The sequence below is a fragment of the Halomonas sp. SL1 genome, assembly GCF_003030865.2.
Lineage (GTDB): Bacteria > Pseudomonadota > Gammaproteobacteria > Pseudomonadales > Halomonadaceae > Halomonas > Halomonas halophila.
Window position 1 is genome coordinate 110,437 of sequence record NZ_PYUQ02000016.1, and the last position, 20,451, is coordinate 130,887.

Annotated in this window: 20 protein-coding genes; 6 read left to right on the top strand and 14 right to left on the bottom strand. The window is 69.3% G+C overall.

Annotation, left to right across the window (positions count from 1 at the left end):
- The first annotated feature begins 141 nt into the window (after nt 1-141).
- Together C9J49_RS10665 and lipA are read left to right on the top strand one after the other, a co-directional pair.
- Nucleotides 142-1,128: a LysR family transcriptional regulator gene (locus tag C9J49_RS10665; RefSeq protein ID WP_046080189.1), complete on the top strand. Its 987-nt coding sequence runs from the start codon at nt 142-144 to the stop codon at nt 1,126-1,128.
- Nucleotides 1,129-1,268: 140 nt separating this feature from the next.
- Complete coding sequence (gene lipA, locus C9J49_RS10670; protein ID WP_035596179.1) at nt 1,269-2,327, top strand: lipoyl synthase; 1,059 nt, start codon at nt 1,269-1,271, stop codon at nt 2,325-2,327.
- A gap of 121 nt (nt 2,328-2,448) precedes the next feature.
- Here lipA and lipB read toward each other — a convergent pair whose 3' ends face one another.
- The 11 genes from lipB to C9J49_RS10725 form a co-directional block, all read right to left on the bottom strand.
- The gene (gene lipB, locus C9J49_RS10675) at nt 2,449-3,084 is read right to left on the bottom strand and encodes a lipoyl(octanoyl) transferase LipB (RefSeq protein ID WP_107182064.1); all 636 of its coding nucleotides are present in this window, start codon (nt 3,082-3,084) and stop codon (nt 2,449-2,451) included.
- A 1-nt stretch (nt 3,085) separates the two neighbouring features.
- Nucleotides 3,086-3,403, bottom strand: a complete 318-nt coding sequence (locus C9J49_RS10680; protein ID WP_035596183.1) for a YbeD family protein — start codon at nt 3,401-3,403, stop codon at nt 3,086-3,088.
- 72 nt (nt 3,404-3,475) lie between these two features.
- Nucleotides 3,476-4,693: a D-alanyl-D-alanine carboxypeptidase family protein gene (locus C9J49_RS10685; protein ID WP_258394019.1), complete on the bottom strand. Its 1,218-nt coding sequence runs from the start codon at nt 4,691-4,693 to the stop codon at nt 3,476-3,478.
- A 44-nt stretch (nt 4,694-4,737) separates the two neighbouring features.
- Nucleotides 4,738-5,667 carry a septal ring lytic transglycosylase RlpA family protein gene (locus C9J49_RS10690; protein ID WP_107182065.1) on the bottom strand — a complete coding sequence of 310 codons (930 nt, stop codon included), beginning with the start codon at nt 5,665-5,667 and terminating at the stop codon, nt 4,738-4,740.
- Nucleotides 5,664-6,728 (bottom strand): lytic murein transglycosylase B, encoded by a 1,065-nt coding sequence (gene mltB, locus C9J49_RS10695; protein WP_046080186.1) that lies wholly within the window; start codon nt 6,726-6,728, stop codon nt 5,664-5,666. The genes C9J49_RS10690 and mltB overlap by 4 nt, the downstream gene beginning before the upstream one ends.
- A gap of 36 nt (nt 6,729-6,764) precedes the next feature.
- Nucleotides 6,765-7,922, bottom strand: a complete 1,158-nt coding sequence (rodA, locus tag C9J49_RS10700; protein WP_035596189.1) for a rod shape-determining protein RodA — start codon at nt 7,920-7,922, stop codon at nt 6,765-6,767.
- Nucleotides 7,922-9,814 (bottom strand): penicillin-binding protein 2, encoded by a 1,893-nt coding sequence (gene mrdA / locus C9J49_RS10705; protein ID WP_107182066.1) that lies wholly within the window; start codon nt 9,812-9,814, stop codon nt 7,922-7,924. Before mrdA ends, rodA begins: the two co-directional genes overlap by 1 nt.
- Nucleotides 9,815-9,836: 22 nt before the next feature.
- The gene (rlmH, locus tag C9J49_RS10710) at nt 9,837-10,304 is read right to left on the bottom strand and encodes a 23S rRNA (pseudouridine(1915)-N(3))-methyltransferase RlmH (protein ID WP_035596195.1); all 468 of its coding nucleotides are present in this window, start codon (nt 10,302-10,304) and stop codon (nt 9,837-9,839) included.
- Nucleotides 10,301-10,675 carry a ribosome silencing factor gene (gene rsfS, locus C9J49_RS10715; protein WP_107182067.1) on the bottom strand — a complete coding sequence of 125 codons (375 nt, stop codon included), beginning with the start codon at nt 10,673-10,675 and terminating at the stop codon, nt 10,301-10,303. The genes rlmH and rsfS overlap by 4 nt, the downstream gene beginning before the upstream one ends.
- 121 nt (nt 10,676-10,796) lie before the next feature.
- Complete coding sequence (gene nadD, locus C9J49_RS10720; protein WP_107182160.1) at nt 10,797-11,423, bottom strand: nicotinate-nucleotide adenylyltransferase; 627 nt, start codon at nt 11,421-11,423, stop codon at nt 10,797-10,799.
- A gap of 62 nt (nt 11,424-11,485) precedes the next feature.
- Nucleotides 11,486-12,778, bottom strand: coding sequence for a glutamate-5-semialdehyde dehydrogenase (locus C9J49_RS10725; RefSeq protein ID WP_107182161.1), 1,293 nt, complete (start codon nt 12,776-12,778; stop codon nt 11,486-11,488).
- A 90-nt stretch (nt 12,779-12,868) separates the two neighbouring features.
- Here C9J49_RS10725 and C9J49_RS10730 point away from each other — a divergent pair, with 90 nt between their 5' ends.
- From C9J49_RS10730 to C9J49_RS10740, 3 genes are read left to right on the top strand one after another with little or no spacing between them, the layout of a single operon-like run.
- Nucleotides 12,869-13,738 (top strand): hypothetical protein, encoded by an 870-nt coding sequence (locus tag C9J49_RS10730; RefSeq protein ID WP_107182068.1) that lies wholly within the window; start codon nt 12,869-12,871, stop codon nt 13,736-13,738.
- Complete coding sequence (locus C9J49_RS10735; protein ID WP_046080182.1) at nt 13,731-14,666, top strand: diguanylate cyclase domain-containing protein; 936 nt, start codon at nt 13,731-13,733, stop codon at nt 14,664-14,666. Before C9J49_RS10730 ends, C9J49_RS10735 begins: the two co-directional genes overlap by 8 nt.
- Nucleotides 14,667-14,691: 25 nt before the next feature.
- The gene (locus C9J49_RS10740) at nt 14,692-16,095 is read left to right on the top strand and encodes a bifunctional DedA family/phosphatase PAP2 family protein (protein WP_107182069.1); all 1,404 of its coding nucleotides are present in this window, start codon (nt 14,692-14,694) and stop codon (nt 16,093-16,095) included.
- 104 nt (nt 16,096-16,199) lie between these two features.
- Here the strand turns inward: C9J49_RS10740 and C9J49_RS10745 are convergent, their stop codons facing one another.
- The 3 genes from C9J49_RS10745 to mpl form a co-directional block, all read right to left on the bottom strand.
- On the bottom strand, nt 16,200-16,823 hold the full coding sequence (locus C9J49_RS10745; RefSeq protein WP_173834997.1) for a LysE family translocator: 624 nt from the start codon (nt 16,821-16,823) through the stop codon (nt 16,200-16,202).
- 89 nt (nt 16,824-16,912) lie between these two features.
- Nucleotides 16,913-17,542 (bottom strand): flavin prenyltransferase UbiX, encoded by a 630-nt coding sequence (locus C9J49_RS10750; protein WP_107182070.1) that lies wholly within the window; start codon nt 17,540-17,542, stop codon nt 16,913-16,915.
- Nucleotides 17,532-18,917 (bottom strand): UDP-N-acetylmuramate:L-alanyl-gamma-D-glutamyl-meso-diaminopimelate ligase, encoded by a 1,386-nt coding sequence (mpl, locus tag C9J49_RS10755; RefSeq protein ID WP_107182071.1) that lies wholly within the window; start codon nt 18,915-18,917, stop codon nt 17,532-17,534. Before mpl ends, C9J49_RS10750 begins: the two co-directional genes overlap by 11 nt.
- A gap of 242 nt (nt 18,918-19,159) precedes the next feature.
- Here mpl and C9J49_RS10760 point away from each other — a divergent pair, with 242 nt between their 5' ends.
- Nucleotides 19,160-20,419 carry a 6-phosphofructokinase gene (locus C9J49_RS10760; protein WP_046080178.1) on the top strand — a complete coding sequence of 420 codons (1,260 nt, stop codon included), beginning with the start codon at nt 19,160-19,162 and terminating at the stop codon, nt 20,417-20,419.
- Nucleotides 20,420-20,451: the final 32 nt, after the last annotated feature.

Here is a 20,451-nt window from a genome sequence, read left to right on the forward strand (position 1 = left end):
TCCACTGGCGGAAGTCGACGGGGCCGAGCGAGCGGCGAACGGGAGGCGCCGAATGTCGGACATTACCGGCGGGCAGGCTCGAGATGCTAGCATGAACGGGCACCCCGCCGGACGCTCCCGCGCCGCCGCAACGGATGATCCATGACCACGCCCAAGCTGCTCAACCGCCTGACCTTCCGCCAGCTCCAGGTATTCCGCGCCGTCTACGAACGCCAGTCCTACTCCCGGGCGGCCGAGACCCTGGGCCTGACCCAGCCGGCGGTCAGCGCCCAGGTGCGCCAGCTCGAGCAGGCCCTCGGCCATCCACTGTTCAAGTATGCCGGCCGCACCCTGCACGCCCTGCCCGCCGCCGATGCCCTGGCCGCCTCGACCCAGGCCATCTTCGGCCAGATCTCGCGGCTGCAGATGAGCCTCTCCGATCTGGAGGGCACCATCACCGGCGAACTCAACCTGGCGGCGGTCTCCACCGCCCAGTACGTGGTGCCCCACCTGCTGGCGCGCTTTCGCGCCCACTATCCCAACGTCCAGATCCGCCTGCGGGTGTGCAACCGCAGCCAGGCCCTGGAGCGACTGGCCGAGCGCCGCGACGACCTGGTGATCATGGCCCGGGTGCCGGACGACGACGCCCTGGAGTTCATGCCGATCCTCGACAACGAGATGATCCCGGTGGTGTGGCCGGGCCATCCGCTGCTCGACGCACGGCAACCGACGCTCGAGGACCTCGCACGCCACTACCTCTTGATGCGCGAACCCGGCTCCGGCGTGCGCGGCGCCCTGGAGGAGCTCGCCGCCGACCAGGACGTGCGCCTCAACCACGCCATCGAGATGGGCACCAACGAGGCGGTCAAGCAGGGCGTGATGGCCCAGCTCGGGGTGGCCGTGCTGCCACGCCTGGCGGTGCGCCTGGAACTCGAGGCCGGGCTGCTGGCGACCCTCGACCTGCCCGGCTTCCCGCTGCGACATTCCTGGTGCACCGTCTACCACCGGGAGCGCTTCCCCACGCCGGTCACCGAGCTGTTCCTGCGCTTCGTGCGGCGTCATCTGGACGAATGGCAGCACCATTTCGACGCCGGTCCCGCGCCCCTGCCCAGCCACGGCGTGGCCTGCCTGCCCAGTGCCCTCTCCTGAGGCGCCTGTCCAGCCGGACAGCAAATATGGTAGTTTAAGCACCCAAAGATATTCTGGATAGACAGATCCTAGACAGCACCACCGGCCGCCCGAGGGCGAGACGCGCGGCGACCGGCCGCCGAGTGGAGAAACGCCAGCTCATGAGCGACAACACCAGCAAGTCAGTGTCCAGCGGCGAGAAATACCGCAACGAACACGGCGCCACGGCCATCAAGGATGGCATGAAGGCGCGCCAGCAGGCCGAAGAGAGCCCCGAACTGGGCCGCAAGCCCAAGTGGCTGCGGGCCCAGATCCCCGGCGGCGAGCGCTTCGACGCCGTGAAGAAGAACGTGGCCGAGCATCGGCTGAGTACGGTCTGCGCCGAGTCCCACTGCCCCAACATGGGCGAGTGCTGGAGCAACGGCACCGCCACCATCATGCTGATGGGCTCGGTGTGCACCCGGGCCTGCCGCTTCTGTGCCGTCGACACCGGCAACCCCAAGGGCTGGCTGGACACCGAGGAACCCGAGAACACCGCCAAGTCGGTGGAGCTGATGGGCCTGCGCTACATCGTGCTCACCTCGGTGGACCGCGACGACCTGCCTGATGGCGGCGCCGGCCACTATGCCGACTGCATCCGCGCCATCAAGGCCCGCACCCCCGAGGTCGCAGTGGAGGCCCTGACGCCGGACTTCGACGGCGCGCCCAGCGCCATCGAGAAGGTGGTGGACGCCGGCCTCGAGGTGTTCGCCCAGAACGTCGAGACCGTGGAACGCCTGACCCACCGCGTGCGCGACCCCCGCGCCGGCTACCGCAAGACTCTGGACGTGCTGGCCCACGCCAAGCGCCATCGCCCGGACGTGATCACCAAGACCAGCCTGATGGTCGGCCTCGGCGAGACCGAGGAAGAGATCATGCAGACCTTCGACGACCTGCGCGAGATCGGCGTCGACATCGTCACCCTCGGCCAGTACCTGCGTCCGACCCGCAACCACCTGCCGGTGGAGCGCTGGGTCACCCCCGAGGAGTTCGAGCACTATCGCCAGAAGGGCCTCGAGAAGGGCTTCATGGAAGTGCCGTCCGGCCCGCTGGTGCGCTCCAGCTACCGCGCCGACCGGGTGTTCGAGAACAACAACCTGGGCCTGGAGCTCGCCTCCCCCGCCGAGGTGCCGGGCCAGCAGGCCGATCCGAACATCATCCCCGCCCGTAACGTCAGCTGAGGCAAGCTGAAAGCTGAAAATCGCCCAGAGCAAAAGAAACCCCCGAAGGCTTAACCTTCGGGGTTTTCTTGTAGCTCGGCGCTTGTAGCTCGGCGCTTGTAGCTCGGCGCTTGTAGCCCGACTATCCAGCGGCGTCGACCAGCTCTCGATCCAGCTCACGGGCCAGACAGGCGGCGAGCGCTTCGCCGACATCCGCCACCGACGGCGCGTCATCCACCAGATCGGCCACCCGGGTCATAGCCAGGCCGGCGTAGCCGCAGGGATTGATGCGACCGAAGGGCGACAGATCGCCGTCGACGTTCAGGGCGATGCCGTGGAAGCTCGCCCCACGCCGGATTCGCAGGCCCAGCGAGGCGATCTTGGCCTCGCCCACGTAGACACCGGGGGCGTCCGGACGGGCATGAGCCTCGATGCCGTACCCGGCCAGCAGCGCGACGGCGGCATTCTCCAGCGCGCTGACCAGCTCGCGCACGCCGATGCCGGCGCGTCGCACGTCCAGCAGCGGATAGAGCACCACCTGGCCGGGGCCATGATAGGTGACCTGGCCGCCGCGATCGGTCTGCACCACCGGGATATCGCCGGGCATCAGCAGATGCTCGGGCTTGCCGGCACGCCCCTGGGTGAACACCGGGTCGTGCTCGACCAGCCACATCTGGTCCGGTGTCTCGGCGTCGCGGGTATCGGTCAGCTCGCTCATCGCCCGCCATACCGGCTCGTAGGGTTGCCGGCCGAGGCGATGCAGCGTCAGAGACACCATCTCAGAGCACCATGTGCACGCGCTCACAGGCCTTGAGCTCGGCGAACAGGGCCTGGAGCTGGGCCTCGCCGGTGGCGCGCAGGGTGATGCGCACCGAGACGAAACGCCCGTTGCGGCTCGGCACGACCTGGATGGCGTTGGCATCGAATTCGGGATCGTGTCGGGTCACCACCTGGCACACCACCGCGGTGAAGTCCTCGGCGGCGTCGCCCACGACCTTGACCGGGTAGTCGCAGGGGAATTCGATCCTGGGGGGTTCACCACCGCCGGAAGCGGTGGTGCTGGGCTGGCGCAGGTCGCGCAGGGTCTTGTTGCTCATCCGTCAACCGTCCGAAAGCATGTCGACCCTTCATTCTACGCGACCCGCGCCCGGCCACCAAGGCGACCCCGCTCAGTCGAAGAAGCCGCCCACCAGGTTGATGAAGAAGCGCTGCACCTTGTCGAACAGGCGCTTGAAGAAGCCACCCTCCTCGACCGGCTCCAGGGCCAGCAGCGGGCGCTGCCCCACCACCTCGTCGCCGAGGCGCACTTCCATGGTGCCCACCTGCTCGCCGGCGGCGATCGGCGCGGTGATGTCGGAGCGAATATCCAGCTTGGCAGTCAGCTCCTGGTCGCGATTGCGGGGCACGGTCATGTGCACGTCCTCGTCCACGCCGACCTTGAGCTCGTTGCGATCGCCACCCCACACCCGCGGGGTGTTGAGCACGGCTCCCTGATCATAGAGCTTGAGCGTCTCGTAGTAGCGGAAACCGTAGCTGAGCAGCTTCTGGGACTCCTGGGCCCGCGCCTCTTTGGAGTCGGTGCCCATCACCACCGAGATCAGGCGCATGTCGTCGCGCTCGGCGGACGCTACCAGGCAGTAGCCCGCGGCCTCGGTCCAGCCGGTTTTCAGGCCGTCGACGCTGGCATCCCGCCACAGCAGCAGGTTGCGGTTCGGCTGCTCAATCCCGCCGTAGGTGAAGTGCTTCTGCTCGTACATCCGGTAGTGGTCCGGATAGTCGTTGATGATGTGCTGAGCCAGGATCGACAGGTCACGGGCCGAGGAATAGTGGTTGTCGTGGGGCAGCCCGGTGGGATTCTCGTAGTGAGTGTTGGTCATCCCCAGCTGCACGGCGTGCTGGTTCATGAGATCGGCGAAGGGCTCGGTACCGCCGGCCAGGTACTCGGCCATGGCCACGCTGGCGTCGTTGCCGGAGACGATGACGATGCCGTGCAGCAGCTCGCTGACAGGCACTCGATCGCCGACCTCGACGAACATCTTCGAGCCCCCGGTGCGCCAGGCCTTCTCGCTGATCGGCACCATGTCGTCCGGCGAGATGTTGTCGCTCTCGAGTTCGCGCTCGACCAGGTAGGCGGTCATCAGCTTGGTCAGGCTGGCCGGCGGCAGGCGCTCGTCGGGATTGTGCTGCGCCAGCACGCGACCGCTGTCGGCGTCCATGAGGATCCAGGAGCTGGCCGCCAGCCGCGGCGGCGACGGAATCACCGACCGCGGGATCGCGGCGGTATCGGGCTGAGGCATCTGCGCCAGCAGCGGCGAGGACACCAGCGACAGGCAGACCAACAGAATCGGCAGCAGCCGACGTAGCATGATGTAGCTCAGGGGTTTCATGAAGGACAGTCTCTTCGGGAACATCGGTAAGATTCGGGGCCGACTCAGTCGGCCCTGGTATCGACGACAAAGGCCTCGTCGAAACCGGCCCGGCGCAACTCGCCGCGCACCGGGTCGATCTGGGTTCGGCCGGCCAGCGGGCCGACCTGAACGCGATGCAGGCCGGCCTCGGAGGCCACCCGCACCGGCTTTGACAGCGCATCCTGCAGCCGGACCTTGAGCTCGCGAGCGCCCTCGGCAGAGCCCAGCGCCGCGACCTGCAGATAGACGGCGTCCTCAGACGCCGGGGCGCGGGCCGGGGCCGCGTCGACGGGCTCGGTCGGCACCGAGGCCTCGACGGACGCCACGGCCCGAGCATCATCGGCACCGCCCCCGTGCTCGGCCTGCCAGGCCACGGGGTCGATCGCCTCGACCCGCACGCGGCCGGTACCGTGATCGAGGATGTCGAGGCGCGCCGCCGCGGCATAGGAGAGATCGATCTCGCGCTCGCTGTGGAAGGGACCACGATCGTTGACGCGCACGATCACCGAGCGGCCGTTGTCGAGGTTGGTGACCCTCGCGAAGCTCGGCAGCGGCAGCGAGCGATGAGCGGCGCTCATCTTGTACATGTCGTAGATCTCGCCGTTGGACGTGGCATAGCCCTGGAACTTCTCGCCGTACCAAGACGCGGTGCCTCGGCGCTCATAGCCGGTGGCGTCGTCCAGCACGTGATAGGTCTTGCCCCACACCTCGTAGGTCGAACGATTGCCGGCCCGGGAGCGTGGCTCGACGCGCGGCACCGCATCCGGCACCTGGCTGACGTCGGGCGGCTCCTCGGGATAGGCGTCGCTGCTCATGGCGTAGCGCCCACCGTCGTCGTCGGCGGCGCCGTCGTCGACGCTCGCCTGCCCGGACGGCGCCGGCGCGGTACCGCCGCCACCGGCACAGCCGGTCAACACCAGCGTGGCCAGCAGCGGCATCCACCAGGCCTTCATGGGCGTTCCTCCGGGTCGGCGGCGGTCGCGGTGAACCAGTCGGCCTGGCGCCCTTCCGCCTCGGCGATGGCCTCGGCCAGCTCGGTGGCCGCCATGGCATAGAGATAGCTGTGGTTATAGCGAGTGATGACGTAGAAATTGTCGCGACCGAAACGGTAGCGCAGGCTGCCGTCTTCCATCTCCAGCGCCAGCGGCACCACCTGGGTGTCGGCGGCCAGCGCCGCCTCGCTCTCGATGCCCGCCGCGGCCAGCTCGCCAACGCTCACGCTCGGCGGCCGTGCGGCGTTGAAGGTGATGCCATCGGGGCGCGCGCTCGGTCCCTCGGCCTCGTGGTAGATCGGCGCCCCCGGCTGCCAGCGGTGCTCGGCGAAGTAGTTGGCGATGCTGCCGATGGCATCCACGGGATTGGTCCAGAGGTTGCGATGGCCGTCGCCGTCGAAGTCCACCGCATAGGCGCGATAGCTGGTGGGGATGAACTGCGGGTAGCCCATGGCGCCGGCATAGGAGCCCTCGATACTGGCCGGATCGACCTCCTGGCGATAGGTGATCTCGAGGAAGGCAGCGAGCTCGCCGCGGAAGAAGTCGCCTCGCCGCGGGTGGTTGAAGGCCAGGGTCGACAGCGAGTCGAGCACCCGATGATCGCCGGTGATCCGGCCGTATCGGGTCTCGACGCCAAGGATTGCGGCGATCATCTCCGGCGGCACGCCGTACTCGGCCTCGGCGCGTTCGAAGGCTTCGCGATGGGCGTCGATGAAGGCCACGCCCTGCTGGATGCGCTCCTCGCCGAGGAAGATATCGCGATAGTCGTGCCACACCATGCGATGCTCGGCGGCGCCGGACATGGCGTCGAGCACTTCCTGGCGGAACTCGGCGCGGCCCATGGCCCGCTCGACCCAGTCGCGGTCGATGCCGCGCTCGGCCACTTCATCCACCAGTGCCCGGACCTTGCCCTGCTGCGGATCGAAATCCGCCGCCGAAACGCCGGCGGACAAGCCCGCCAGCAGGCCGCCGAGGGCCAGGCCCAACCAGCGGCGTCCGTGTCGCGACATCGTCACCGTCATGCGTCTCTCCCTGAGTCTGTCGGCCCGCCGGCCGCGCTAGCGCGGCAGCAGGCGGCGGTGCGAGTGAATGGCCATGAGAATACCGAAACCGGCCAGCAAGGTCACGCTGGAGGTCCCCCCGTAGCTGACCAGCGGCAGCGGCACGCCGACCACCGGCAGGATGCCGCTGACCATGCCGATATTGACGAAGACATAGATGAAGAAGGTCAGGATGATGCTGCCGGCCAGCAGACGCCCGAAGGACTCCTGTGCCGCCCCCGCGAGCCACAGCCCACGGCACACGATCAGCAGATACAGCACCAGAAAGGCCAGCATGCCGATCATGCCGAACTCCTCGCCGAGCACCGCGACGATGAAGTCGGTGTGGCTCTCGGGCAGGAACTCCAGCTGCGACTGGGTCCCCTGCAGCCAGCCCTTGCCCCAGACCCCGCCACTGCCGATGGCGGTGGTCGACTGAATGATGTTCCAGCCGGCGCCGAGCGGGTCGCTCTCGGGGGACAGGAAGGTCAGCACCCGCTGGCGCTGATAGTCGTGCATGTTCATCCACAGCAGCGGCAGCGCGGCGGCGGCCAGCGCGGCGAGCACCCCGATGATGCGCCACGACAGCCCGGCCAGCAGGATCACGAACACCGCCGCCATGGCCACCAGCAGCGAGGTACCGAGGTCGGGCTGACGGGCGATCAGCAGCACCGGCGCGCCGATCAGCAGCGCACAGACCAGCAGGTCCTGCCAGCGCGGCGGCAGCTCGCGACGACTCAGCCAGGCCGCCACCATCATCGGCACCGCCAGCTTCATCATCTCGGAAGGCTGGAAGCGCACCACCCCGGGGATCTCCAGCCAGCGCTGGGCGCCCATGCCCATGTCGCCCATGATCTCCACCGCCAGCAGCATCAGCATGCCCACCAGATAGGCCGGCAGCGCCCAGCGCAGCAAGGTGGCCGGCGAGAACTGGGCGATGATCACCATGCCCGCCAGGGCGACCCCGAAGCGAATCGCCTGGGCGATGACGATATGCATGCTCTGCCCGCCGGCGCTGTAGAGCACCACCAGGCCGGCCGACATCAGCGCCAGCAGCAGGCCGAGCAGCCAGGGGTCGAGGTGAATGCGCTCCCAGAGGCTGCGCTTGCGAGACATCCCGCTGGCGGTGGGTTTCACCGGGTGCGGGCGACGCAGCAGCACGTCGACCATGGCCATCATCCCTCTCCCTCGATGTCGGCTTCCTCTTCCGGCGGGATCTCGCCGTGATCGCGCTCGAGCAGCCAGTAGTCGGTCATGGCCCGGGCCGGAGCGGCCGCATGGCTGCTGCCCCCGCCGGCATTCTCGATGATCACCGACACCGCGATCTGCGGGTCTTCCACCGGTGCGAAGGCCATGAACAGGGCATGGTCGCGCAGCCGCTCCTTGAGCTCGTCGGCGTTGTAGCGCTGATCCTGCCCCAGCGAGAACACCTGAGCGGTACCGGACTTGCCGGCCATGCGATACTCGAGCCCCGCCCCGGCACGGCGCGCGGTGCCCTCGTTGCCGGAGAGCACCTGCTCCATGCCCGAGACGACCCGCTCCCACCATTCGGCATGCTCGAGCTCGACGTCCGGCGGCGTATCGTCCAGGTCGAGCGGCATCGGCACGTCGCCGGTCTCGCGCACCAGGCGCGGCTTGACCCAGTCGCCGCGATTGGCCAGCACCGCGGTGGCCGAGGCCAGCTGAAGCGGCGTGATCTGCAGATAGCCCTGGCCGATGCCCACCGAGAGCGTCTCGCCGGGATACCAGGGCTGATCGAAGCGGGCCCGTTTCCAGTCCCGGGACGGCAGCAGGCCGGTGCCCTGGCCGTAGACGTCGGCGGCCACCCGGGTGCCGAAACCGAACTGCGCCAGGCTGTCGTGGATGCGGTCGATGCCGAGCTCGTGGGCCAGGGAATAGAAGTAGGTGTTGTTGGACACTTCCAGCGCCCGCTCGAGATCCACCCGCCCGTGCCCCCAGCGCAGCCAGTTGCGATAACGGCGCGAATCGTTGGGCAGCTGGTAGTAGCCGGGGTCGTAGATCACCTCGTCGGGGGTGATCTCCCCGTCGCGCAGGCCGGTGATGGCCATGAACGGCTTGATGGTCGAGCCGGCGGGATAGCTGCCACGGATGGCGCGATTGAACAGCGGCAGGTCGATGTCCTGCTGCAGCGCCCGGTAGGAGGCCACGTCGATGCCGGTCACGAACTGGTTGGTATCGAACCCCGGGACCGAGGCCATGGCCAGGATCTCGCCGGTCTGCGGGGCGATCGCCACGATGGAGCCCCGCCGCCCGTCGAGCAGGTCCACGGCGAGGTGTTGCAGCCCCTTGTCCAGGGTCAGCGTCAGGTTTTCCCCGGGCACCGGGTCGGTGTGCCCCAGCTCGCGCAGCACCCGGCCGCGGGCATTGGTCTCCACCTTGCGCAGCCCCGCCTGACCGTGCAGCGTGTCCTCATAGAAGCGCTCGACGCCGGTCTTGCCGATGAAGTGAGTCCCGGCATAGTTGCCGGCATCGACCCGCTGCAGCTCCTCGGTGTTGATCCGGCCGACATAGCCGAGCACGTGGGACATGGCCTCGGCGTCCGGGTAGTAGCGCAGCAGCTGCGCCTCGACCTCGACGCCGGGCAACCGATGGCGGTTGACCGCCAGCCGGGCGATCTGCTCCTCGTCGAGATCGCTCATCAGCAGCGCCGGCTGATAGGGGCGCTGACGCTGACGCGAGCGCTCGCGGAAGGCCTCGACCTGATCCGCGGGCAGATCGAGCAGGTCGACCAGCAGCGCCAGGGTCGCGTCCAGGTCGTCGACCCGCTCGCGCACCAGCGTCAGATTGTAGGTCGGCCGGTTCTCGGCCAGCAGCTCGCCGTTGCGGTCGTAGATCAGCCCGCGGGTCGGCGGCAGCGGCTCGACCCGCACGCGGTTCTTCTCGGAACGGGTGCTGTATTTCTCGTGCTGAACCACCTGCAGGTAGAACAGGCGGCCCGCCAGCAGGCCGCTGAGGAGCAGCACGATGACCACCGCCAGCAGCGAGCGCAGGCGAAAGATCCGCAGTTCCTGCTGGGGGTTCTTCAGGGTGTCGCGTGGCTGACGCATGCTTGGCGGCGACCTCGAGCGATCAGCGATGGTAGGGATGGCCGACCATCAGGGTCCAGGCCCGATAGAGCTGCTCGGCCAGCAGGATGCGCACCAGCGGATGCGGCAGCGTCAGCGGCGAGAGCGACCAGCGCTGGTCGGCACTGGCGGACAGCGCCGGGTCGAGCCCGTCGGGCCCACCGACCAGCAGCACCACGTCGCGCCCGCCGAGGCGCCAGTCCTCGGCCTGGGCGGCCAGCTGTTCGGTGCTCCAGGTCTTGCCGCCCACCTCCAGCGCCACCAGATGCTCGTCGCCCTTGAGCCGGGCACGCAGGCGTTCGGACTCCTGGGCGATGGCGCGGCGGGTATCGGCGTTCTTGCCCCGGGCCCCGGGGGCGATCTCCTCGATCTCGAGGGCGAAGTCTCGCGGCAGGCGCTTGCGGTACTCCTCGACGCCCTTGGTCACCCAGTCGGGCATCTTGGTGCCGACGGCCAGCAGTCTCACCTTCATGAAGCGCCGTGGGCCCGCTCTTCTTCCTCCAGCGCCTGGCCGTCGCTCGGCAGGTCGGCCCACAGACGCTCCAGGTCATAGAGCGCCCGGGTCTCTGGCATCATCAGATGCACCACCATGTCGCCGAGGTCGACCAGCACCCAGTCGGCACCGCTTTCACCCTCGACCCCCAGCGGCGCCACGCCCTCTTCCTTCACCGTCTGGATCAGCTTGCTGGACAGCGCCGCCAGGTGGCGGCTGGAGGTGCCGCTGGCGACCACCATCAGGTCGGTCACGCTGGTCAGGTGGGAAACGTCGATGACGGCGATGTCTTGAGCCTTGAGTTCCTCCAGTGCATTCAGCACCAGCGTCTTGAGTGCGTCGATGTGCATACCCTTCGTATCAGCCCCTCTAGGCGGAAAATGATGTTGCCGCCATTGTACCGGCTCGGGCGAAGCCTGGCAGCGCCCGATGACGGCTCGACGACGTTTTTTTGCGCCGAGCCGCCGGCGGCTAGCGACGGTAGAGTCCCGCGGAGAGGATTCGTTCCTCGACCGCCTCGGGCAGCAGATAGCGCACGCTGCGCCCCTCCGCCAGGCGCCGACGCACCTCGGTGGCGGAAATCGCCATGCGCGACGACAGCCGCAGGCGCAGGAGCCCGCCGGCCGGCGAGGCCATCAGCGCCGCCGGAGTCTCGACCTCACGACCGCCGATCAGCTCGGCGAGCGGCCCGGGCAGGTCGGCCTCGTGGTCAGGGCGATCCACCACCACCAGGTGGGCCAGGGAGAACAGCCGTTCGGGGGCATGCCAGTCGGCCAGGCGCAGGAAGGCATCGTGGCCCAGCGCCATGACCAGCCGCGCCTCGGGGCCGAACTCCCGGCGCAGCTCCGCCAGGGTATCGGCGCTGTAGGACGGCCCCTCGCGCTCGAGCTCACGCGGGTCGGCGATCAGCCCGGGGGTATCGCCGATCCCCAGGCGCAGCAGTGACAGGCGCTCCTCGGGGGTGATGCGCGGCTCGCCCCGCAGAGGCGGCCGGGCCGCGGGCATCATGTGCACACAATCGAGCCCCAGCGCCTCATGAAGCTCCACGGCGCTGCGCAGGTGACCGAGATGGACGGGGTCGAAGGTCCCGCCCAGCATGGCGATGCGCGGGGCGCCCTCGACCGCCGCGCGCTCTGACGCCGCCTTCACCGATACCTCGTTCACTGACGGATCTGACCGTCACCGAGCACCACGTACTTGCGCGTGGTCAGCCCCTCGAGTCCCACCGGGCCGCGCACGTGCAGGCGATCGGTCGAAATGCCGATCTCGGCCCCCAGGCCGTATTCGAAGCCATCGGCAAAGCGGGTCGAGGCATTGACCATCACCGAGCTCGAGTCGACCTCGGCCAGGAAGCGCCGCGCCAGGGTGTAGTTCTCGGTGACGATGGCATCCGTGTGCCGCGAGCTGTAGCGTTCGATATGCGCCATGGCGTCATCGATGCCATCGACCACGCGAATCGCCAGCACCGGCGCCAGGTACTCGGCCGCCCAGTCGGCTTCGCTGGCCGGGGCGACGTCGGCGAGGATCGCCCGAGTGCGCTCGCAGCCACGCAGCTCCACGCCGTACTCGGCGTAGGCCGCGGCCAGGGCCGGGAGCAGGTCCTCGGCCACCGGGGCGTCGACCAGCAGGGTCTCCATGGTGTTGCAGGTGCCGTAGCGCTGGGTCTTGGCATTGACGGCGATGGCCAGCGCCTTGTCACGGTCCGCGCTGGCGTCGAGATAGACGTGGCAGACCCCGTCCAGGTGCTTGATCACCGGCACGCGCGCCTCGCGGGAGATACGCTCGATCAGCGACTTGCCACCCCGCGGGATGATCACGTCGACATACTCGGGCATGCCGATCAACCGCCCGACCGCGGCGCGGTCGGTGGTCGCCACCACCTGGACCGCCGCCTCCGGCAGGCCGGCGTGTTCGAGCCCCTCGCGAAGGCAGGCCGCGATGGCGGCGTTGGATTCACGGGCCTCGGAGCCGCCGCGCAGGATGGCCGCGTTGCCCGACTTCAGGCACAGGCTGGCCGCTTCCATGGTGACGTTGGGCCGCGATTCGTAGATGATACCGATCACGCCCAGCGGCACCCGCATGTGGCCGACCTGGATGCCGCTCGGCCGGGCGCTCAGACCGTCGATCTCGCCCACCGGATCAGGCAGTGCCGCGACCTGATGGAGGCCCTCGATCATGGCGTCGACGCGCGCCTCGTTCAGCGCCAGGCGGTCGAGCAGCGCAGCATCCAGACCGTTCTCGCGGCCGCGCTCCAGGTCCCGGGCGTTGGCCGCCAGCACCGCGTCGCGGGCGGCATCCAGGCGCTCGGCCATGGCCTTCAGGGCGGCGTTCTTGGATGCGGTGTCGGCGCGGCGCAGGCGAGCGGCGGCGGTGCGAGCCTGCTGGCCCAGGCGCTGCATGTAGGCGTCGACGTCGGTGATGGCATCATCGGAGTGGGAGGCGTGAGCTGTCATGCCGTAGAGTGTCTCCAGGAAATCGCTGCGGGGCATCAGACCGCGCCCCAGGCTCGTGTCGGAACGGGAAGGAGCCCATACTAAGTCACCATGCAGAGCAAGTACAAAGTCGGGCTGATGCGCGTCAACCTGCTGATCGCTGCCGGCCTCGCCAGCTTCCTGGCCATCACCGCCGAGACGCTGCCGGACGCCCTGCTGCTGGGCCTCGCCGCGCTGTGGCTGACGGTGACCGCCAGCCAGGCAGCCCGCCGCCGCCGCCATCCGGCCACCGTACCCTGGCAACTGCTGCCGGGGCTGCTGCTGGCCGCCCTGCTGTGGGTCACGCCGGACCGCCACCTGACCTGGCTGTGGGCCTGGGCCATCTTGCTGATGGTGCCTCAGCCTCGCTGGGTGCTGCTGCTCAACGCTGCGCTGGCCGTCACCAGCTGGTGGCACCTGCGCCCCTCGCTGGATACGGAACAATGGGCACTGGCCGGCCTGCTGCTGGCCGGCCTGATGCTGCTGGGGCTGGCACGCGCGCTGGAGCTTCAGGCCCTGCAGCGCAGGATCCGCCATCGCGCCCGACTGCTTCCCGGACTGCCCCTGTGGCCGAGCCAGTGCCTGCGCCACGACGTGCAGCGCGAACGAGAGCGTGCCAGACGGGAAGACAGCCATGTGGAACTGGTGCTGCTCCACGTCCGCCGAAGGCAGCTGTGGCCGCTGGCCGAACGACTGTGCCAGCGACTCCGACCGTTCGAGAACGGCTACCGCCTGGACCGACGCACCCTGGCGCTGCTGCTGATTCATCGCGACGCCGAGCAGGCCGCCGAACGGCGCCGGGTCCTGCTGGCAGATCTCGACGACTCGGCTCGCGTCCGGGTCATCGCCCTGCCACGGCTGGGCTCGCTGTCGGGCGAACGCCGCGCCCTGAAGCGCCAGGCCCGGCACATCGAGGCCCGGGAGATCGTCCATCATGACTGAAACGAGCACGCCCCGTCCGCGCCTGTTCCTTCTGGTGCTCGGCATCACCACCCTGCTGCTGCTCGGCCAGGCGCTGTGGTTCTACCTGATGGGCCACTACGCACGCATCCTGCTGCCCGCCCTGCTGGCCCCGGTCATGGCCCTGGCCGCACTGCTGGCCGCCACCGGCAGAACGCCGACGCGCGCCTCCGCCTATCTGGCCCTGATCTGCGGTTTCCTGCTGATCGCCGTCGAGCTTCCTGACCAGAGCGGGCACCCGACGCTCTGGATCGGCCTGCCGCCGATTCTCACCCTGGTGCTGCTGCCGCTGGGCCCCGCCATTTTCCTCAACCTGGCCCTGACGCCGATCTGGCTGGCCCTGCTCGGCAACGGCAAGGCCGACGCCGACCTCGCCGCCACCTACCTGGCGCTGGTCGCCGTGGCCACCCTGACGCTGTGGGACCGCCTGCGCCAGCGCATGCTGCTGCAGGCCACCGACCCGCTGGAACGGGAATGCACGGCGCTGACCCGCACACGGCTGCACGAGCGCCTGATCGGCGAGTTCGAGCGTGCCCGCCTGCTCGAGCGCCCCCTGGCGGTGCTGGTGATCCACCTGCCCCAGCTCGACATGACCCGCGAGCAGTTCGGCGACGCCACGCGCCGCACCATGCTGACCACGTTCTGCCACAGCGTGCACCAGGACTGTCGCGAACTCGACGCGCTGGGCCGTGAGGACGAAGCCGCCTTCTGGCTGGTGCTGCCCGACACCACGGAAAGCGGCGCGCTGCTGGTCCAACAGCGGCTGCAGCAGACGCTGGAGCAGGTGATGCTGATGGATACCGGCCCGCTGGAAGTGCGGCTGCGCATGGAAACCCCACGCCCAGGCGAACCTCGAGCCTCCTTCCTGACTCGCCTGCAGGCCATGACCCAGGCCCTGGCCACCGGCTAGCGCCCCATCGATCAAGGAGGGAACCTTGGATCTCGTCGACCTGCTTCAGCGGCTGACGCCATCGCCAGCGATGCTGCTGCTGCTCACCGCGCTCATCGCCCTGGTGGAGTCGCTGGCCCTGGTGGGCCTGCTGGTGCCCGGGGTGGTGCTGATCACCGCCGTCGCCTCCATGGCCGGCCACCAGGAGCTATCGGTCGCGGCGATGATGTCTGCCGCCTTCGTCGGCGCCGTGATCGGCGACGGCCTGAGTTTCTGGCTGGGCTACACCCAACGCGAGCGCGTCACTACTCTGTGGCCGCTGTCCCGCTACCCCGAATGGCTCGCCCAGGGCGCTCGCTTCTTTCACCGCCATGGCGCGCTGTCGGTCTTCCTGGGCCGCTTCGTCGGCCCGGTGCGGCCGGTGGTTCCGCTGATCGCCGGCATGCTGCACATGCCACCGCGCCGCTTCACCCTGGCCAACCTCGGCTCGGCCGCCCTGTGGGCGCCGGCCTACGTGCTGCCCGGCTATCTGCTCGGCCGCACCTGGCAGCGCCTGCCGGGCGTGCCCGAGGCCCTGCACCCTTGGCTGGCGGGGCTCGGCGGCCTGGTCGTCGTGCTGGCACTGATCTTCTCCTGGCTGCGCCATCAGACCCACCACGACGGCCTGATCTATCGAGCCATGGCCGCCCTGCTGCGCCGCCACCCCCATGGCCGCCGACTGTGGCGATCCCTGGCCCGCCGCCGAGGCCGCGAGGCGCCCCTCGGCACCTGGCTGCTGTTGCTGACCTCACTCACCGCGCTGTCGGCCTGGACCCTGGTGGTGCTGCAGCACGGCGGCCCGCTGCCCATGGACCGGCGGCTCGATGCGCTGCTGAACGAGCTGGCAATTCCGGGGCTGACGGGCTTCGCCGAGCTCCTTGCGCGCCTCGGCGACCTGTATGGCGTGATCGCCCTGATGCTGCCCTGGACGCTGTGGTGGCTGGCCCGGGGGCGACTCGACATCCTGAGCCACTTGGTCGGCGGACTGGTCGGCATCGCCGCGCTCAACGGTCTCGGCAAGGCGTTGATCGGCCGCGCCCGCCCGCACACGCCGCTGCACCTGACGGATTCCTTCTCCTACCCCAGCGCCCACACTTCCACTGCCGTGGTGCTGTTCGGCCTGGCCGCGGCCTTCATCGCCCGGGAGCTGCCGCTGCCCCGCCGCTTCTGGGCCTACTGGGGCGCCATCGCCCTCATCGTGCCCATGGCGCTGTCGCGGCTGGTGCTGGGCGTCCACTGGCTGAGCGACCTGATCGGCGGCGCCCTGATGGGGCTGGTGGTCTGCGCGCTGGTACAGCTCGCCTGGCAACGCCGGCCGCACCGCACCCTGCGGCCCTGCCCGTGGCTGATGCTCGGCACGGCGTCGCTGGCGCTGGTCGCCGCGCGCATCGCCTGGCTGGGGCCCGCTTAGGGCGCAAGCGGCAACTCAATAGCGTGAACCGTCCGACGCATGAGAAAACCCCGAAGGCTGGCACCTTCGGGGTTTTCTGTTAGCTCGGCGCTTGTCGCTCGACGCTAGCCCAGGATCAACCAGACCCCGACGCCGATCATCAGCGTACCGGCCAGGCGGTTGAGCAGCCGCACCTTGTCGGCCTGGCCCAGCAGATGGCGCAGGGTCTGGCCGCCGGTGGCGTAGGCCAGCAGGGCAACGAACTCGATGGTCAGGATGATGGACACCAGCGCGCCCAGCTGTGCGGCGAGCGGCCGCGAGGCGTCGAGAAACGGCGGCAGCAGGGCCACGAAGAAGGCCCAGCCCTTGGGATTGGCCACCGCGGTGACGAAGCCCTGCATGGCCAGTTCCCGGCGTCCGGCGCAGCCCTGGCTTTCGAGGTTGTCGGGAATCGCCATGCGACCGCGGGAGCGCCACATCATCACGCCGAGATAGGCCAGATAGGCCCCGCCCAGCCACTTGAACACCGCAAACAGCGCCGGCTGGCTCAGCATCAGCGTGGCCACGCCGGCGCCGGCCGCCACGGCGACCAGTCCCACGCCGACGAGTTCGCCGATCATCATCCACAGGGTGCGTCGCACACCCTGGGTCATGCCCAGCACCATGGCCAGGGTCATGCACATGCCCGGCGTCAGCGACACCAGCAGGAAGGTCGGCACGAACACCGACAGCACAGACAGCGAGATCATGACAAGATCCTCCTTGAACTTGCGACCCGCTCAGCATGGCGGGCCGACATGACGGCGGCATGTCCGGGCGCTCCCTGGCCCGGGCCGGTCTACTCGCCCCAGCGAGGCATCAGACGATGCGCGATGCCGAGCTGATTGAGAATGCGCGCGACGATGAAGTCGACCAGGTCCTCGACCGAGGCCGGCCGATGGTAGAAGCCCGGCGCCGCCGGCATCACCACCGCCCCCAGGCGCGTCAGGTTCAGCATGTGCTCGAGGTGGATCGCCGACAGCGGCGTCTCACGCGGCACCAGGATCAGCTGACGGCGTTCCTTCAGCGCCACGTCGGCGGCGCGCTCGATCAGGTTGTTGCTGGCCCCGCAGGCCACCGCCGAGAGCGTGCCCGTGGAACAGGGACAGATCACCATCGCCGAGCTGGCGCCGGAGCCGCTGGCCACCGGCGCCATCCAGTCCTCGCGGCCGAAACAGCGGATCTGCCCCGGTGCGGCGCCCGTGCGCTCGGTGAGCGCCTCGGCCAGCCGCTCGGGGCGCGCCGGCAGGTCGCTGTCGGTCTCGGTGGCGATGACCAGGTGCGCGGCCTTGGAGATCATCACCCAGACCTCGCGCTCGGCCGCCACCAGCGCCTCGATCAGGCGCAGCCCGTATTGGGCGCCGGAGGCGCCGGTCAGCGCCACGGTGACCGGGGCGCCGAAGCGCTCGCTGCCGTGCTCAGCCGCCATGGGCCACCTCCAGCGCCGCCAGCAGCTTCTCATGGATACCGCCGAAGCCGCCGTTGGACATCACCACCAGTCGGTCGCCCGGGCGCGCCTCGGCCACCAGCGCCGCCACCAGGCCGTCCAGATCATCGAACACGCCGCCAGGCCGGCCGCTGGCCTCGACCACCGGCGCCAGGGTCCAGTCGAGTCCCGCCGGCTGGTACCAGTAGGCGGCGTCGGCATCGGCCACGCTGCCGGCCAGGCGCTCGCGCAGGGTGCCGAGACGCATGGTGTTGGAGCGCGGCTCGATCACCGCCAGCAGTCGCCCTTGCCGGGCGGAGGCCCGCAGCCCGCCGAGGGTGGCGGCGATGGCGGTGGGATGGTGGGCGAAGTCGTCGATGACCTGGATGCCGGCCACCTCGCCGCGCAGCTCCTGCCGCCGCCGCGGGGTGGCGAAGCGGGCCAGCGCCTCGGCACCATCGGCCAGCGAGACGCCGCAGGCGTGGGCGGCGGCCAGCGCCGCCACGGCGTTGCGGGCGTTGTAGGCGCCGCTCAGCGACCAGTCGACCAGCGCGACTTCCTCGCCGCCGTCGTCGCGACGATGCACGACCCGGAAACGGCTGGCATCGTCGCGCTCGAGGGCCAGATGCCAGGCGCTGTCCGGTGCGGTGCCGAAGCGCTCCACCGGCGTCCAGCGACCCTGTTCGAGCACGCGCTCAAGCGCCGGCTCGCCGTCGGCCACCAGCAGCCGCCCCTTGCCCGGCACGGTGCGCACCAGGTGGTGGAACTGGCGCTCGATGGCGGCCAGATCGGGAAAGATGTCGGCGTGGTCGAACTCCAGGTTGCCCAGCACCGCGATCTCGGGGCGGTAGTGCACGAACTTGGAGCGCTTGTCGAAGAAGGCCGTGTCGTATTCGTCGGCCTCGACCACGAAGGGCGCATCGGCGCCACCCAGCCGCGCCGAAACGCCGAAGTTGCGCGGCACGCCGCCGATCAAGAACCCCGGCGCCAGGCCCGCGGCCTCCAGCAGCCAGGCGGTCAGACTGGCGGTGGTGGTCTTGCCGTGGGTGCCGGCCACGGCGATCACCCGCCGCCCGGGCAGCACGTGCTCGGCCAGCCACTGGGGGCCGGAGACATAGGGCAGGCCGCGGTCGAGCACCGCTTCCACCTCGGGATTGCCCCGCGAGAGGGCGTTGCCGATCACTACCAGGTCCGGCGCCGGCTCGAGGTTCTCGGCGGCGAAACCCTCGGTCAGCACGATGCCCGCCTGCTCGAGCTGAGTGCTCATGGGCGGATAGACGCCGGCGTCCGACCCACTGACCCGATGGCCGGCCTCACGAGCCAGCAGGGCCAGGCTGCCCATGAAGGTGCCGCAGATGCCGAGAATATGAAGGTGCATGCAAACTCCGCTACCGAACGTCGGTGTGCCGGCGGGCCGGCGAAAAGCGGCAGCCTAGCATGGCGCCTGCGACCTCTCCAGCGCACGGCGCCGCGTGTCAGGCGTCGCACGTCGCGTGTCGCCGACAGGATGCAGCCATGGGGGCGATGGGCTAGAATCGCGGCTTTTCGGGACGAAGCCGGGAAGCGCTCGCCGCGCCACGGCTGCCCTTCCCTTGACGCGACCAGCAACAGGATAGCTCCATGGCCCAGCACAACGCCTTCTACGCCCAGTCCGGCGGCGTCACCGCCGTGATCAACGCCAGTGCCTGCGGCGTGATCGAGGCCTGCCGCCGCCACTCCGACCAGATCGGCAAGGTCTACGCCGGCCACAACGGCATCATCGGCGCCCTCACCGAGGACCTGATCGACGTCAGCGAGGAGAGTGACGAAGCGATCGCCGCCCTGCGCCACACCCCGGCCGGCGCATTCGGCTCCTGTCGCTACAAGCTCAAGGACATCGAGACCCACCGCGCCCAGTACGAGCGCCTGATCGAGGTCTTCAAGGCCCACGACATCCGCTACTTCTTCTACAACGGCGGCGGCGACAGCGCCGACACCTGCCTCAAGGTCTCCCAGCTGTCCGAGAAGATGGGCTACCCGTTGACCGCCATCCACGTGCCGAAGACCGTGGACAACGACCTGCCGATCACCGACAACTCGCCGGGCTTCGGCAGCGTGGCCAAGTACATCGCCACCTCCACCCTCGAGGCATCGCTCGACATCGCCTCCATGTGCGCCACCTCCACCAAGGTGTTCGTGCTCGAGGTGATGGGCCGCCATGCCGGCTGGATCGCCGCCGCCGGCGCCCTGGCCGGCGACAAGGAAGGCGACGCACCGCACCTGGTGATCTTCCCCGAGGTGGCCTTCGACCGTGCCGCGGTGATGGCCCGGGTCGAGCAGTCCGTCAAGGACTACGGCTACTGCGTGATCGTGGTCTCCGAGGGCGCCCGCTACGAGGATGGCACCTTCCTGGCCGACTCCGGCAATACCGACGCCTTCGGCCACCGCCAGCTGGGCGGCGTGGCCCCGACGCTCGCCGGCATGGTCAAGCAGGACCTGGGCTACAAGTACCACTGGGCCGTGGCCGACTACCTTCAGCGCGCCGCCCGCCACCTGGCCTCCAAGACCGACGTGGACCAGGCCTACGCCGTGGGCGAGAAGGCCGTCGAGCTGGCGCTGGCCGGCGACAACGCCAAGATGCCGGCCATCAAGCGCACCGGCGATGCCCCCTACACCTGGACCGTGGAGGCCGCGCCGCTGGCCGAGGTGGCCAACCGCGAGAAGTTCATGCCCCGCGACTTCATCCGCGAGGACGGCTTCGGCATCACCGAGGAATGCCGCCGCTACCTGTCGCCGCTGATCCAGGGCGAGGACTTCCCCCCGTTCGAGAACGGCCTGCCCAAGATCGCGCATCTGGCCAAGCATCGCGTCGAACGCAAGCTGCCGGCATTCAGCATCTGAGCGGCAGGCTGCAGGTCAACAGCCTGAAATCG

Coding starts and splice junctions, on each gene's coding strand:
- C9J49_RS10665 (WP_046080189.1), top strand. CDS start 142: ATGACCACGCCCAAGCTGCTCAACCGCCTGACCTTCCGCCAGCTCCAG.
- mltB (WP_046080186.1), bottom strand. CDS start 6,728: ATGACGGTGACGATGTCGCGACACGGACGCCGCTGGTTGGGCCTGGCC.
- C9J49_RS10760 (WP_046080178.1), top strand. CDS start 19,160: ATGGCCCAGCACAACGCCTTCTACGCCCAGTCCGGCGGCGTCACCGCC.
- C9J49_RS10725 (WP_107182161.1), bottom strand. CDS start 12,778: ATGACAGCTCACGCCTCCCACTCCGATGATGCCATCACCGACGTCGAC.
- C9J49_RS10690 (WP_107182065.1), bottom strand. CDS start 5,667: ATGAAGGCCTGGTGGATGCCGCTGCTGGCCACGCTGGTGTTGACCGGC.
- C9J49_RS10685 (WP_258394019.1), bottom strand. CDS start 4,693: ATGAAACCCCTGAGCTACATCATGCTACGTCGGCTGCTGCCGATTCTG.
- rsfS (WP_107182067.1), bottom strand. CDS start 10,675: ATGCACATCGACGCACTCAAGACGCTGGTGCTGAATGCACTGGAGGAA.
- rodA (WP_035596189.1), bottom strand. CDS start 7,922: ATGGCCATGGTCGACGTGCTGCTGCGTCGCCCGCACCCGGTGAAACCC.
- C9J49_RS10735 (WP_046080182.1), top strand. CDS start 13,731: ATGACTGAAACGAGCACGCCCCGTCCGCGCCTGTTCCTTCTGGTGCTC.
- nadD (WP_107182160.1), bottom strand. CDS start 11,423: ATGCTGGGCGGGACCTTCGACCCCGTCCATCTCGGTCACCTGCGCAGC.
- mrdA (WP_107182066.1), bottom strand. CDS start 9,814: ATGCGTCAGCCACGCGACACCCTGAAGAACCCCCAGCAGGAACTGCGG.
- C9J49_RS10750 (WP_107182070.1), bottom strand. CDS start 17,542: ATGGCGGCTGAGCACGGCAGCGAGCGCTTCGGCGCCCCGGTCACCGTG.
- C9J49_RS10680 (WP_035596183.1), bottom strand. CDS start 3,403: ATGAGCAACAAGACCCTGCGCGACCTGCGCCAGCCCAGCACCACCGCT.
- lipB (WP_107182064.1), bottom strand. CDS start 3,084: ATGGTGTCTCTGACGCTGCATCGCCTCGGCCGGCAACCCTACGAGCCG.
- mpl (WP_107182071.1), bottom strand. CDS start 18,917: ATGCACCTTCATATTCTCGGCATCTGCGGCACCTTCATGGGCAGCCTG.
- lipA (WP_035596179.1), top strand. CDS start 1,269: ATGAGCGACAACACCAGCAAGTCAGTGTCCAGCGGCGAGAAATACCGC.
- C9J49_RS10745 (WP_173834997.1), bottom strand. CDS start 16,823: ATGATCTCGCTGTCTGTGCTGTCGGTGTTCGTGCCGACCTTCCTGCTG.
- rlmH (WP_035596195.1), bottom strand. CDS start 10,304: ATGAAGGTGAGACTGCTGGCCGTCGGCACCAAGATGCCCGACTGGGTG.
- C9J49_RS10730 (WP_107182068.1), top strand. CDS start 12,869: ATGCAGAGCAAGTACAAAGTCGGGCTGATGCGCGTCAACCTGCTGATC.